8 protein-coding genes are annotated in these 15,225 nt (G+C 43.0%); 2 read left to right on the top strand and 6 right to left on the bottom strand.

The annotated features are described in order from the left end of the window. Position 1: 1 nt before the first annotated feature. The 5 genes from DW896_RS02680 to DW896_RS02660 all read right to left on the bottom strand — a co-directional run bounded on the left by DW896_RS02680 (position 2) and on the right by DW896_RS02660 (position 9,508). Entirely contained in the window at positions 2-1,339 is a 1,338-nt protein-coding gene (locus tag DW896_RS02680) for an alpha-amylase family glycosyl hydrolase (protein ID WP_008665154.1), read from the bottom strand. 310 nt (positions 1,340-1,649) lie between these two features. Further along, positions 1,650-2,828 (bottom strand): hypothetical protein, encoded by a 1,179-nt coding sequence (locus tag DW896_RS02675; protein WP_117703655.1) that lies wholly within the window; start codon positions 2,826-2,828, stop codon positions 1,650-1,652. 22 nt (positions 2,829-2,850) lie between these two features. Further along, entirely contained in the window at positions 2,851-4,644 is a 1,794-nt protein-coding gene (locus DW896_RS02670) for a RagB/SusD family nutrient uptake outer membrane protein (RefSeq protein ID WP_119992891.1), read from the bottom strand. A gap of 32 nt (positions 4,645-4,676) precedes the next feature. Continuing rightward, positions 4,677-7,637 (bottom strand): SusC/RagA family TonB-linked outer membrane protein, encoded by a 2,961-nt coding sequence (locus DW896_RS02665; RefSeq protein ID WP_119992861.1) that lies wholly within the window; start codon positions 7,635-7,637, stop codon positions 4,677-4,679. Positions 7,638-7,843: 206 nt separating this feature from the next. Beyond that, entirely contained in the window at positions 7,844-9,508 is a 1,665-nt protein-coding gene (locus tag DW896_RS02660) for a DUF6377 domain-containing protein (RefSeq protein WP_005827019.1), read from the bottom strand. 231 nt (positions 9,509-9,739) lie between these two features. On the opposite strand from DW896_RS02660, the gene DW896_RS02655 reads away from it, so the two are divergent. Both DW896_RS02655 and DW896_RS02650 read left to right on the top strand, forming a co-directional pair. Further along, positions 9,740-12,205, top strand: a complete 2,466-nt coding sequence (locus DW896_RS02655; protein WP_035449086.1) for a glycoside hydrolase family 9 protein — start codon at positions 9,740-9,742, stop codon at positions 12,203-12,205. Positions 12,206-12,247: 42 nt separating this feature from the next. Beyond that, a complete protein-coding gene (locus DW896_RS02650; RefSeq protein WP_022401156.1) occupies positions 12,248-13,051 on the top strand; it encodes a ThuA domain-containing protein in 804 nt (267 codons plus the stop codon). Positions 13,052-13,652: 601 nt separating this feature from the next. On the opposite strand, the gene DW896_RS02640 is transcribed toward DW896_RS02650, so the two are convergent. Continuing rightward, a complete protein-coding gene (locus DW896_RS02640; protein ID WP_022401155.1) occupies positions 13,653-15,215 on the bottom strand; it encodes a RagB/SusD family nutrient uptake outer membrane protein in 1,563 nt (520 codons plus the stop codon). Positions 15,216-15,225 lie beyond the last annotated feature (10 nt).

The raw sequence follows: 15,225 nt of genomic DNA, 5'->3' as shown, positions 1-15,225 counted from the left end.
GTTATTGTTGATATATAAAATATTGATAAGGTTCCATCGTCATTACTGTAGGCAACTCCACATCCACACCGGCAATCACATCGGTCATGGTCTTGCCAGCATGCTCCATAGGTACTTTCACTTGTACAGACTCATTGGCAGTATTCACCATGACCAACATGCCATGACTGCCTGCTGCCCGATAAAATGAAGCGACATCTCCGGTAGTATAAACTTCCAGTTCACCACCACGTACACTGCTCGTAGCTTTATAGGCTCTGATGATTTCTGCCATCTCTTGCGCAAAGACTTCATTGGACTTCAAGTCTATAACTCCGTAATTGAAAAAGTTAAGTGACCGCGGATAGGCTACTTCCTGCGAACTATAAATAAGAGGTATCCCCTCGAGCATAGTCGTTAATACAAAAGCAGACATGGCACCACGCTCACCGCCATAACATTCTATCGGTGATGCCTCACTTGCCTGGTCATGATTAGTAGAATAGCGTAACCGTAACGTACCCTTCGGCATTCCCTCCAATTCGGAAGTATTCATAGCATAAAGGTCAGTAAGTGAGCATTTACCGGCATAATAGTCTTTCAGTTTACTATGGAAGTTCCAGCCGTAGAGCAGATTGAAACCATTGTTCATTAAAGACGTTTTTCCGCCTTCGGCAAGCATCAGCAAATTATTGTCAAGTGTACGGAGCTCGGCGATTGCTTTCTTCCAGAAAGCATCTGGTACCCCCTCGGCATAATCACAACGGTATCCATCAATACCAATTTCTGTTACCCAATACTTCATGGCATCAATCATGGCTTGCTGCATGGTTTCGTTGTCAAAATTCAAGTCAGCAACATCCGCCCAAGGCTGTTCTTGAGGTTGTACCACATTGCCATTTGCATCCTGTGTATACCAATCCGGATGCTCAGTCACCCAAGCATTGTCCCACGAAGTATGGTTGGCAACCCAGTCAAGAATCACTTTCATTCCTTTGGCATGGGCAGCATCTACCAGTTCTTTCAAGTCTTTTTTTGTTCCGTAACGTGTATTCAGCTTTTTATAATCCTTTATACAATAAGGTGAATTCACACTTTTCAGTACTCCCGGCTCATTTACAGGCATCAGCCAAAGCACGGTAGTCCCCAGGCTTTGAATACGGTCAAGCTCTGCTTTGATGGCAGAGAACGCATTTTCTTCGGCAAAAATGCGGGGATTTGCCTCATAAATCACCATATCCGAAGCCATGTATTCTTCCTGTGGGACGGGAATCGGTTCCATGTCACTCTGACTATCACTACACCCCATACAAGAATGTAGCATCGTAAAGAGCAGTGTCGCAATTATTACTTTTTTCATATTTCTACTTTTTATCTATACTTATACTCATTGGCGGAACTGATATCTGCAAAAGGAGCATCCAAACTCTCCAGTGATGGGCATTGGCAGAAAAGATACTAAGACTTAATACTAAAAATCCCGGAAGCCAATACTAAAAAACAAAAGAGCTAAGAGATAACTTCTTCCCAAGGCTTGGTTTTTCTATCCCAAGACTTGGGATAGAAAAACCAAGCCTTGGGACATATATCCGCAAGATTGAAAAGAGATATCCTATCCCCAATCTCATTCCACCAATAGGTCATTTAACATCTTCATTACTATACAAAACTCATTTCAAGAAATTATTCTGATTAGAAACAAAAGCCGCTTCAGATTCCGGTTCAGAGTCTCCGTCCGGATTGTTAGGGTCAATCTCCTCACCAGCTATGTCCGTAATACGGAAATAATAATCTCGATCAAGCGTCACTGCTGCGAGGTCAAATTGTGAGCCTCCATTGTTATTATTCATTATCAGATTGTAAGTCAATCCCTTATTTGCTTCACCTGTATCGTAATAATTATACGTGACACCTTTTATCTCAACACTACCGGTTGGTAATATTCCTGGCCAACTGCCAAAGAGTTCCGGTATATCATTTCCCCACGCATATATGGTTGTTTCTGCCCATCCGGACTGGTCTTCAATAAATATGGCATAACCATCATGGATAACCACTGCATCCGGATCTATTTCCGTCCAACCGCTTTCTGTGATTTCCAAATATATGTCACGGTCAAGAGTAAAGTTCTGTGGTCCATCAAATTGTGAACCTACTCCATTATCGTTAAATATCAAATTGTAAACCAATCCCTTATTTGCTTCACCTGTATCGAAGTATTTATAGGTAATTCCTTTTATCTCAACGCTACCAGTAGGTGAAATACCGGGCCAACCTCCAAAAAGTTCCGGCAAATCATTTCCCCACGCATAAAGTGTCAGTGCATCCCAACCTGTATTGTCCATCACGAACACAGCATAACCGTCATGAATCACTTCACTTGGGTCTTCCGGCTCCTCAAAATAAGCATTCCAGCGGGTTACCGTTATATCAGTGCGAGTACCTACCTTAGCCGAAATTTGATGTAAAGCATCCCCATTCTGCAAAGTACGCTCTATACCTTGTGTCTTAGAAACGAAATAAAAGCCATCGGCAAGTGTCTTTCCATTAACAAAATCTTCCGGATAGAGGTATATGCCCCATTTAACATCATTGTTTGCAGCTTTCTCCATCTGCCACTTAAGGTCTCCGGAAGCAGCATCCTGACCTCCATTGAAATCGCCTGCAATATAAATTATTTCATCGGCACCAGTTCCTTGGGGCATAATCACCTCCAGCAAGATAGCATCGCTACGAAGTTCAAATTGCGGCAACTCATGGTCAAACACAATTTCCTCCTTGTCACAACTACTGATGAAAGCTACAAAAAGCAACAAAAGCCATAGCGGATTACATATATATTTTTTCATTGTTACTATTATTATAGGATGATTAATAATTAGGATTCTGTACCAGTCCCGGATTTACCATAAGGGCAGACTGGGGCAAGGGATACCACTCGTATTTGCGGTCACGTTTAGCCGGATAGCTTAAACCGTCGTCCGTGGCACGGCCAAAGAACCACCATTGCCCTTGCGTAAACTTATCGAAACGACGCAAGTCTGTACGACGACGACGCCCCTCTCCCAAGAATTCAAGTCCCCATTCACTCAACATCCAATCCATATCAAAGGATGTAAAACCAGGACCGGGCTGCTCGAGAGCCGATTTATCTGTAAAATAGCGTGTTTTAACTCTATATACCAGTTCTTTAGCACCTTCCGTATCACCTGCACGCATTTTACATTCAGCAAGAGTATAGACCACTTCACTCAAACGGAATTCCACCTCATCGATGTTTTGGAAATCAATGCCTGCACTCTCCGGATAAACCGGATATCTTACCAAACGGACACCTGAATTCGTTTCACCCCAGCGAGGTGACATGACAGTCTCCAGATTACGTCCTAAATTAAGGAATGTACCCACCTGATCCACATAAACCAAATCCTGACCGTCACGGTCGGCATCTGCTTTCAAAGCCGCACCCTTACCATAGTTGGCTTTAATAGCCCCTTTCAAAAAAATGCCTTGATAGTTTCCTGTTGTTTCATTATACACATAGTTCTGCTTACGGATATCTTTATCGTGGAAACGTTCATAAACTGCACCTAACTTATCACCGTAGTCGGTAAGAAAGCTCTTAGGATTGTCAGTACCACCATACGGCTGTACATTTCCAGAATTATCCCATGAAGGTGCCAAACATACACAATTCCATCCGCTCTGGCTGTATGTACCTCCAAAGTAATCCCAACAATTGTAAGGCATGAAAGGCATGTTACGCATCCAACCGGTATTGACCTGACCGACTTCCATCGCCAATGCCATTACAACTTCCGGACATTCTACATTGTTTATCGAATAAATATCACGATAGTCATCGGTAATACTGTAAGTACCATAATCGCCATTCAGAATATTTTGGCAAAGAGTGGCACACTCATTATAACTGTTTTGTTTGATAAACACCTCAGAATTCAGCAACAAGCGCATCTTAATCATACGATTGGCAGCTTGGTTCATGCGGTTACGAGTCTTTCCAGAACCATCTTCTTTCATAAGATCTGTAACTGACTCATCCAATTCCTGACTGATAAAATCGTAGATAATCTTGCACCCCTTATCAAAATCAGTATCTGCAGAACCAGGGATTTCCGCACCCGAAGAAATGTTCAAGGGAAGTGCTCCACCCCAAATCTCAAAGATATTGTAGTATGCCCAAGCACGCAGGGTACGTACTTCGGCAATATAACTATTCAAAGCATCCTCAGTCATGCGTATAGATGCGGGGCTGATTGCCTGCAAATCTGTAATAAGCGTATTGCAAAGCCCAATAGTAGTCCACGCATTCTCCCAAGTTTGGCGAATAATGGTTGATTCTGACGTCCAGGTATGTGAAGACAAAGCAAACTTCAATGCCTCATCCCATCCCCAAAGTCCACCGTTCCAACTGCGCCATGCCACCTGGTCGGCAGAAAACTCCTGCAAATACCAGAAGTATTCCAAATAACTATATGCAGCTTTTGAATAGATGGCTGCCACTGCCCCCTGAACACTCGTCTCATCTTGATAATAAATTCCGGCATCCACACGATCGAACACTTCCTCGTCCAAATTAGTACAAGAGAAAAGTGAACATGACATAATCATCGCCAATAACCAACGACATTTTATATATTTCATATCTTTCATATTTTTAATAATTTGTTTCTCATTTATTTAAAGCGAAGAGTCACACCTAAACTCAATTGAGTTGCTGTAGGATAAGCACTATTACTATCTACTCCCGGCTGGATACCATTCACGTCTATAATTGAAGGGTCATTACCTGAGTATCCGGTCAAGGTAAACAGATTCTTGGCAGACAGATATATGCGCATATTATCCAGTAACTTACGGTTCTTAGGAGTAAAATTATATCCCAAGGTTACATTTTCCAGTTTTATGAAGCTACCATCCTCCAGGAAATAGGAAGATATTACTCCACCACCGGTACGGATATTCTTATCTTCCAGATACGCAGAGCGAAGAACATTATCTGTACCACATCCCTGAAGCCCCATACCATATTTACGCATGTTGAATACATCAAAACCGAATGTACCGCGGAAGAATACACTCAAATCAAAGTTTTTCCAAGTCAGGTTGTTACTCCAAGACAAGAAGTGCTTGGGAGCACCATTGCCAATATAACGTTTATACTTGGCATCAGCCTGAGAAATAGGTATTTGCTCATCTTTATCATTCAAAATAAGCATATTGCCATTTTCGTCAACACCTGCATATTCATAACCGTAGAACTGCCCTATCTCTCCCCCTTCCTGCACACGGAAGAAATATTCGCTGGAACCAGTTCCCGGTTTTAAGTAAAGGTCGAGATAAGATGCCTTGTAAATATCGTTAGAAAGTTTGGTCAACTGAGTCTTTCCATAAGAATAATTGATTCCGCTCGTCCACTTCACTGCTGTTTTAGTAAGGATATCACCATCCAAAGATACTTCTATACCGGTATTTTTCGTTGTTCCAACGTTAACCAAAATAGTGGAATAGACAAAAGGCGGTTGAGGTGCCGTGTACGTATAAAGCAAGTCTTTAGAACTACGGTCAAAATACTCCACTGAACCACGTAAACGATTCCATAGAACAAAATCAACACCCAGATTAATCGCAACGCTCTTTTCCCAAGCCAAATCCGGATTAGCATTACTAGAGGGAGCATAGCCCGTTACCCAACGCCCGTCAAAGAGATAACTACCATTGGTATTGTAAGTAGAAAGTGATTTATAAGCATCAAAATCCGAACGACCGGTAATTCCGAAAGAAACACGCGGTTTCAAACTGGTCAACACTTTCCGGGTATTCTTCATAAAGCCCATCTCCATCATTTCCCAAGCCAAAGAAGCTGCTGGGAAGTACCCCCACTTTTGGTTAGCACCAAATTTGGAAGAGCCTTCATAGCGCAACGAAGCCGATGCAAAAAGCATATCCTTCCAATTATAATTCAACCGACCAAAGAAGCCAATAAGTGTCGATTCAGAGCGACCGCTATATAAACTTGCCAAACCATCCTTCAGATAAGAGCCACTGCCCAAATCCCAATATTTCGTATTATCAAAAGAGAAGTCGTTGTTACTACCACCAATCTGTTCCCAGATAGACTTCTCATAAGTATAGCCCACTACAGCCTTAATATTGTGGTCGCCCAAGTTCAGTGCATAATTTCCCAACCACTCCAATCGATTGGTGTACCATTTCTGATACTTCATTTCCGCACGTCCTTTATAACCATTCCAATAGGACTCCGAACCGGCAGACGAAGCATAATATTGTTGCTTCATGTCATTGTAATGCAATGAGTAACTTAATGTTGTATTCAACAAATGCTTTTCTGTCTGCAAAATATTCAGTTTAGCCTCAGCCGTACCCAACAAATACATACGCTGGCCGTTGTTATCTCTCAAAGCAAGCTCCGCAACCGGATTGGTTGCACCCGTAGGAGAAGTAGGCTGATAATACGAACCGTCTGCATTATATACCGGCATTGTAGGATTCATTGTGAGTGCCCTATCGAAGAAACCATCATTTCCCCAGGTTTCATTTACACGACGTGCACTCAACGAACCGTTGAATTGTAAGCGATTCTCCAGTACACGCTGTTCCATAGAAAAACGACCTCCAAATTCTTCACGACCACTCACGATGTCAAGTCCATTGGCACTTTTGTAATTGAAGGAAGCACCATAGAAACCATTCTTTGTGCTACCATCAATAGATATATATTGGTTTGTGTCGTATGCTACATCACGAGTAATCAGTCCATACCAGTCAGTGTCGGCTCCATAGTCTGTACCTCGTCTCGAACGACGGAATTCATCAGCCGACAGAATATCCGGAGAGGGCTTGGCTACATTAAAAGCGATGTAACTGTCATATGTGACTACCGTTTTTCCAGCTTCACCCGAGCCACGTTTCGTTGTAACTAAAATCACACCATTAGCACCTCGCGTTCCGTAAATAGCAGCTGAACCCGCATCTTTCAATACCGTAATAGATTCAATATCCTGTGCAGCGATGTTACGGATATCGCCACCTGCCACACCATCTATGACAATCAAAGGACTATTACTTGCAGAAACAGATGTTGCACCACGTACTTGTAATGAAGAACTGGAGTTAGGATTGGCAGCTGCCTGCGTATTGACATTCAAGCCCGCGACTTTTCCCGATACCATTTCCATCGGGTTATTCATAGCCCCCAAATTAAAATTTTTCTTATCCACTTGTACAATGGAACTGGAAACTTCTTTTTTACTCAATGAACCGTAACCCACTACTACAACTTCTTCCAACACCTGCTGGTCATCATGCAAGACAACATCAATCTTGTTTCTACCGGATACGTTCAGTTCCTGCGTTTGGTAACCTACATAAGAAAAAATAAGTATTGCATCAGGATTGACATTCAATAACACATAGTTACCGTCAATGTCAGTTATCACCCCCGAAGTTGTACCCTTTACCAATACACTTGCACCGATAAGACCTTCACCCGTTGCATCGGTCACCTTTCCTTGTACCTGAAGTTGTTGCGCAACAGCAACACCAGTCATCATAAGAAAACCCAGTAAAAGGATCATGCGCTTTTTAAGGCATCTCTTTAGACTTTTCTTTTTCATCTTATTAGAAATTAGTTAAACAATAAATAGATTGATGCAAATGTATTATCAAAACAAACGCACGATTTGGGCTGAGATAAAAATCTAAAGTCCTACAACAGGCAATCAACTATAATACAACGCATTACGAAAATGCTATTGCTACTAATTTCTAAATCATTTCTAGACTTTTTAAGGCAGAAGAAAGCCTCAAAAGGAGGATAAAATCAAAAAGAAGTTATTTTCATCACTCGTTCTTCAAAGTCCTCTTTACAAAGAGACTTGTTTTTTAGCTTGGAACGATAAGTATAGATGGTAGTTATGGAATAACGCAAAAATTCTGCAATACGCGCACTGTCTGTAATACCTAAACGAATCAGTGCAAATATGCGCAGTTCGGTAACAAGCAATTCTTCATTTTTAGGATGCAATTGTTCTTCAACTGGCAACAAACGATTAAATTCTTCTACAAAGTTAGGGAATATCTTAAGAAAAGATACATCGAAATTGTGATAGAACTCTTTCAACTCTTGATTTATGAAACGGTCGGACTTCAATGTACGATATAACTCCTCAAGTTTACCGGCAGCAGCCTGCTTGTTCAATATGCGGCGATATTCTTCCATCTTACTTATATAAGAGGAACTTAAACTGAGGAAACGTCCCAAATACTCTTCCTTAATATGATTGGCTTCCGTAAGAGTCTGATTAGTATGCAATAATCGTTCATTAGCCTCATGTTGAGACTTGTTCAGCTTCTTCAATTCACTATTCAATATACTCAATTGGGAATTGGCAGCAACAACTTTTTTACGGGCATAAGACAATTTTTTCATTTGCCATAGCACACACAGTACTGTCAATAGAAGGAAAACAGAAAGGATACATATGCCTGTAATAAACATTCTCTGCCGCTGTTGCTGTATTTCCTTTTCTTGCTGATAAGCACGATCTATGAGCGGAAGCATCTTGGAATTCTGCGAACTACGCAACCGAGTAGTATAATAATTAGCATCTTCCATACTAATCTTGATATAGTGATTAGCACGTTCCAAATCGCCCATTCCATAAAGTAATTCCGCTAATGCGCACAAAGAATAATTTTCTTTCACCACTGCCCTAATGTCAGCAATGGCACTGCTAATACGTGCTTCCATTTCTTTTTGCTTGTTCCCCACGACATGATAAGCAAAAGCCAGAATTGAAGTAGCTACTGCATACTCACGCGTATTGGATTTCAACCGAGGTAAAAAATTCTTCAATAAACATATAGCCTCCTGACTTTTTCCCTGGTCAATGAGCTGAGGTGCATGCACGACTACATATCTATAAGTATCTTCCGGTACTAGGCTGATTATAGAATCCCTATACAAATTTGCTATCCGAAGATAATTGTTCACGTAGTTCCGATCAGTGGCGTACTCTGCCTGATAGAGATATAGGTTTTCAAAACATACATAATAGTCCACTATATTTTCACCCTCCAACGTGTTACGAGGAAGCGATTTCAGCAATTCCATTGCTTCAACAAAAAGGCCCGAAGTATTTAGAATATGTACTTTATTTAATATAGAACTATTTATCCATTGCCTATTATTTAGCCGTGTGGCAATAAGAATATTTTCATTTATATAATGTAATGCAGAATCACTAATATAAGAATTATATTCGGCAAAAAGACGATTTTGTATCAGATAACGCTCCATGTCAGTAAGCCTCCCTTGCTTCAACTCATCCTTTATCAAAGAAATATACCGTTCTTTTTCTTCCTCGTATTGTCTACGCATTACGATAGTCTTATCCAGAACAGACAAAAGGCTATCTATTGCAGATGCATACATACCAAGCGAACATGGCAACAGCATTATTATTAAAATCAAGATACGCATCATAGGTTAACATTGTGACATAACTTCGCAAAGTTACAATTTTCTTCTGTTATGAAAATACGATTTTAGTATTTTCTTTGGCATTATAAGTCGTACATCATAGGGATTATACATCTACCGAAATTCATATTTCCTCTACTTCGGATAGCTTTTAAAGCTTTTATGGCAGTTTTCAAACCTCCTTCTGCCTAATAATGGCTAACATTGCAACCGAAACCAAAGGTTGACATCAACATGAGAAAGACATTATTATTTTTATACCTTTTATCTCTCGGCAGTATTGCCGCATACGGTCAGACACGTCTGACCCAAGACCCCAAACTGGAACGACAACTCCACGAAAGCGGACTGATACATCAACCCCTCCCCCTGGATATTGAAAACTCTTTCGAAACCAACGGATGGAAAAAGGAGGTCTTGCAAAGCGCTCCTCTCACCCGCTCGGCAGGTACAGAGGGATGGAGTCATTCCGGCGCAGGAAGCATGTCCTTCAGTACGGAAAAGACCGTTTCCGGCAAAGGCAGCATCAAACTGCAATTCCCCACATTCACCGGGAAAAGGGCGACCGGCTCTCCTTCCGACCCAGACTATGCCACCTACGGAAACAGCAGTGTTACCTATCATCTAGACGGCGCCAATCTGGAGAAGTACAACCGCATCGTATTCTCCATCTATCCCGATTGCGACGGCGCGCGCATCGTCAACATGAACCTCACGTTTCGCAATGCAGATACTCCTGCCAAGAAAGGATATAATCAGCCTTCGGGTTCACACCTCATTAACCTTATTAATAAGGAGTGGAACCAATGCTTCCTCGAAATAGACGAGTATCAGCGCGACAAGGTGATATCCATCACCTTCAGCACAGCCCTCAAAGGCAAAGACCGGACTACAGGAGATTCAGCTATCTACTACCTGGACAATCTACAACTGCAAACGGTGAAAGCCCCTGAGAAAGTCAGCGGATGGATACCTGCCGATGGAAAAATCTCCTACTCGACAACCGGCTATGCCGTCAACCACCCCAAAACCGCCCTCATCAACACAAACCTCACCATAGACGCCGGAAAGCGCTTCCAACTGCTTACCCCAACCGGAGAAATAGCTTACGAAGGAGACATCCGAAAAGAGAAAACCACTCTCGGAGAATTTGGCCTTATTGATTTCACCTCCTTCAATAATCCCGGAGAGTATCAGCTGAAGGTCGGAACATCGCTAACTCCCACCTTCCGGATTAGAGAAAGACTTTGGGAAGATTCACAATGGAAAGTGCTGAACTTCATCTTCTGCCAGCGCTGTGGACATCCGGTTCCCGGCAAGCATTCCACCTGCCACGTAGACCTCATGTCCCGACATGACGGACGCAGCATCTCCTACTCCGGCGGATGGCACGATGCAGGAGACTTGTCCCAGCAAACCTTGCAGACGGGAGACGTGACCTTTGCTCTGCTCGAAGCCTATAATAAACAAAGAAATATCAACCCAGCCCTCGCCGCCCGCCTGCGTGAAGAGGCGGAATGGGGAGTAGAGTTCATCCTAAAGAACCGCTACGGCGATGGTTACCGCGCCAGCAGCATGGGATTGCTTATCTGGCAAGACGGTGTGTTCAATACATTGGACGACATATCTTCCGTACGTGTACAGAACATGGCATTTGACAACTTTCTCTATGCCGGATACGAAGCTTACGCCTCCATGACGCTGGACAACGACCCGATGCTGCAGGAATACCTATTGCGCGTGGCCGAAGAAGATTTCGCTTTTGCTATGGAGAAGTTCAAAAAAGATGGCTTCGACCAGTTCGTCCAGCCTTACGAACACAGTTACAACACTTCGAAAAGTCAGTATATGGCTACCATCTCCTGGTCGGCAAGCCAATTATACAAGCTGACCGGAAAACCTTCTTATGCGGACATCGCCGCCGAATACATCCGCTACACCCTCGACTGCCAGCGCACGGAACCGCTGAAAGACAAAGACGGGACACGCGGATTCTTCTACCGGGACAAATCCCGCAAATCCATCGTACATTACATACACCAGTCGCGCGAGCAGGTCTATATGCAGGCCATGGTGATGCTTTGCGAAACCCAGAAGGAGCACCCCGATTATCCTAAATGGGTGAATTCCATACAACTATATGGAGAGTATCTGAAAGGAATGATGAAGTATACCCATCCCTACGGTATGATTCCAAGCGGTGTTTACCATGCAGAGGAATATAAGGATACCACCAACTTCTACGCCCTCCATCTGTTTCCCCCTGCCAATGCCAAGGAACTGTACACGGAACAGATTAAACGAGGAGTACAACTGGACAAAGAGCACTACATGAAACGTTTCCCCGTGTGGTTCAACATTTTCAACGGCAATACCGCCATCCATCTTTCCAACGGAAAGTCCGCCGCCATCTGCGGAAACTTCCTGAAGGACAAGGAACTGCTCAACATCGGTCTGGAACAGTTGTACTGGACCGTAGGCAAGAATCCTTTCGGACAATCCTTGATTTATGGAGAAGGACACAACTATCCGCAACTGAATACCTTCTCTTCGGGAGAAATGACAGGAGAGATGCCCGTTGGTATCCGTACCCTGGGTAACGACGATGTCCCCTATTGGCCGCAAACCAACAATGCCTGTTATAAAGAGGTATGGATTACCTCGGCAGGCAAATGGCTGTCTCTGATTGCGGAATATTAGATAATGGAGAATTAATAACTTATAAATTATAAATTACAAATTATGAAACATCTGTTTATTTTATTGTTTACGGCTTGCACCCTGCTGACGTACGCACAAGTCCCCGAAGGTTATCCGGCAAACTATGCCAAAGCTCCTCGCTTCAAGGCCTTGATTTATTACACGCAACATGCGGAAGAAGCACACGTACAATTTGCAGAACAAGCAACCACTTTCTTCAAGAAGCTCAATTACGGTGACGGCTTTGTTCTGGATATTACTACCGATTTTTCAAAATACCCATACGAGAAACTGAAAGAATACAATGTCATTATCATGCTTAACACATCCCCCAACACCAAGGCCGAACGCGATGCTTTTGAGCAATACATGGAAAACGGAGGCGGTTGGGTAGGTTTCCACGCAGCTGCCTACAACGACAAAAACACGCATTGGCCCTGGTTCGTTAAGTTTCTTGGTGGTGGGGTGTTCTATTGCAACAACTGGCCTCCCCAGCCGGTATTGGTCGAAGTCGACAACGAAGAACATCCCGTTACCAAGAATCTGCCTGCATCATTCGTGGCTCCCGCCAGCGAATGGTACCAATGGACTCCCAGCCCCCGCCAGAACAAGGACGTAGAGGTACTCTTGTCCCTATCTCCCAAGAACTATCCACTGGGTATCAAGGATGTAGTGAATTTTGGCGACTTCCCCATCGTATGGTCCAACAAGAATTACAGAATGATTTACCTGAATATGGGACATGGTGACGAAGAGTTTATCGACGGTACACAGAACCTGCTATTGGTTAATGCTTTCCGCTGGGTAGTGAGCAAAGACAAGAACGGTGACCCGTTCCTCAAATGAAACAACTCCCATAACAGTAATCAAAAGAATAAAATAGGATAGTATTCTTCAAATCTTCTCCAAAATACAACACTTTTATGCCGAAACAGATACTTTTCGAAGGAAAAGGTATCTGTTTCGGTTGTTTCATATAGATACCCTTGCTGGTCCCGACAAGTTGGAATGATAGTTTCCTATAGTCGAAACCAAGAGTTTTAACCTTTGAAACGAATGGTTTTATCGAAAGAAACTTTTGGTTTTTCTTGTTGAAACCAATAGTCTTACTTGTCAAAACTTTTCGTATTTAGTCTTGAAACTAAAAGTTTCATGCTGAGAACTAAGATTATAACTATTTCAACGACCCACGAAACAAGTATGCATACCATCTTTTACAAAAATTGGAAAGCGTGATGGATGGTTGTAATGTTTTTTATCTATCACAGGTATCCATCACACTTTAATTAACTTATAATCAAAAGAATAATCTCTTCGCGTGACAGCATGACAGATGTTTTGCCGAAATAAACTTTAGTGAGAGATACCGCCACTGCCTACACATAAAAATCCCCAGTATTTCAAAAGGAAATACCGGGGACTCTTCAGAAAGAAAACCAATCTAAACTTATAACCAGCCAGGGTTCTGTGTCAAGCCACCTTTAGCTCTATCCATTTCCGACTGGTCAATCGGGAAGTACCTAAACTTCTCCGTCCAACCTTTGTTACCTAAAATCTCTGTTCCTTTATCGAAACGCAGAATGTCAAACCAACGCTGCATTTCATCCATAAACTCATACCCACGCTCTTCAAAAAGAATATCCAACAACTCCTGCTTGCTCTTTCCCGCCAAGTTGATACGATGCTCTTTGTCTTTGAAAGCGCGGTCTCTGACCTGGTCGAACCAGCCTTGCGCATCGGCACTGGCAGTTCCGTTGATGCGTACATCAAGCTCCACAGCCAGCAGCAAAACATCGGCATAACGGTAAATACGCCAAGAGTTATAATAGTTATCCGTAGGGTTCACCGTAGACGTCGTCTCCTTTCTCGGATGAATCTTATAGTGCCCCAGGCCTTCGTAATTTTCCTGCTGGTCACTGACTTGGAAAGCACTTCCTGCCGGCAGTTCACCTTTGGCCACCATTTCTGCCACTTTCTTAGCCTCGTCCGCATAGACAATGACTGTTCCTTCTCGGCGCGTATCGCCTTCCTTAAACATGTTGTAAACGGAACTCGGCATGGTATTCTGCCCATAACCTTCGCCCAATCCGCCCTGCTCGGCACTTCTCGGGTCAACAATGTTACGACCACCCAAAGAACGTGCAAGCCCAAACCCTTCGCCGGAGTTATTGCCGGCATAACATACCTCAAAGATAGATTCCGCACACCATTCTCCGTCTTTCACCCATAAGCTTTGATAATCAGGGTTCAACTGGTATCTTCCACTGGTGATTATTTCTTTCATGTCATTCAATGCCACCTGATATTTAGTCTCATCACGATGGAACAAAATAATTTTAGCACGAAGCAGCTTGGCAGCATCCCGGCAAACGCGTCCCTGCTGTGTAGCACTGCGCTGGGGCAGATACTTAGTCACTTCGTCATCCAAGTCACCCATCATAAACTCATAAATTTCTTCACGGGTTCCTTTGGCAACGCTATACATTTCACTGGCTGCCAGATAATGTTTGATAAGCGGGAATTGCTCATACCCCATAAACAGATGGTAATAGAAAATGGCACGGTAAAAGCGCGCTTCGGCAGAAATGGAATTGACAAAGTCTGCATTGAGGTTGCACCCGGCCAATTTGTCAATCAACAGATTGGCAGCAATGACTCCATTGAACAAGCCGAAATCCCACTCATTCCACCAAGAACCATAGCCCCATGCACCGAAACAAGAAGTCGCGTCATAGGTAAAAGTATCCCATTTCGTCTTGTAAGATCCCTCACCGATACCACCACCGGTTTCAGACTCATCGCCCAGCAAAGAAGAGTAAGACCAAACCTCCGGCATGCGGGTCTGCATTTCATTTATCACGGCATACAAGCCCTTCATCATATCGTCTTCCGTCTTATAGAATTCGGTTTCCGATACCTGAGTTCTCGGATTCACTTCCAGAAAATCTGAACAAGCTATGGTCGACAAAGCCATCGCACCCAAAGCCAATACTTTTAATATCTTATTCATTGTATCTAAT

Origin of the sequence: Bacteroides sp. AM41-16 (genome assembly GCF_003603495.1) — a bacterium.
Lineage (GTDB): Bacteria > Bacteroidota > Bacteroidia > Bacteroidales > Bacteroidaceae > Bacteroides > Bacteroides uniformis.
The sequence above is the reverse complement of the archived record's forward strand: the minus strand, read 5'-3'. Positions and strand labels throughout refer to the sequence as shown.

What these genes read in the sequence shown, in the direction of transcription:
- DW896_RS02680 (WP_008665154.1), bottom strand. Translation starts at nt 1,339, where the DNA reads ATGAAAAAAGTAATAATTGCGACACTGCTCTTTACGATGCTACATTCT.
- DW896_RS02675 (WP_117703655.1), bottom strand. Translation starts at nt 2,828, where the DNA reads ATGAAAAAATATATATGTAATCCGCTATGGCTTTTGTTGCTTTTTGTA.
- DW896_RS02670 (WP_119992891.1), bottom strand. Translation starts at nt 4,644, where the DNA reads ATGAAATATATAAAATGTCGTTGGTTATTGGCGATGATTATGTCATGT.
- DW896_RS02665 (WP_119992861.1), bottom strand. Translation starts at nt 7,637, where the DNA reads ATGAAAAAGAAAAGTCTAAAGAGATGCCTTAAAAAGCGCATGATCCTT.
- DW896_RS02660 (WP_005827019.1), bottom strand. Translation starts at nt 9,508, where the DNA reads ATGATGCGTATCTTGATTTTAATAATAATGCTGTTGCCATGTTCGCTT.
- DW896_RS02655 (WP_035449086.1), top strand. Translation starts at nt 9,740, where the DNA reads ATGAGAAAGACATTATTATTTTTATACCTTTTATCTCTCGGCAGTATT.
- DW896_RS02650 (WP_022401156.1), top strand. Translation starts at nt 12,248, where the DNA reads ATGAAACATCTGTTTATTTTATTGTTTACGGCTTGCACCCTGCTGACG.
- DW896_RS02640 (WP_022401155.1), bottom strand. Translation starts at nt 15,215, where the DNA reads ATGAATAAGATATTAAAAGTATTGGCTTTGGGTGCGATGGCTTTGTCG.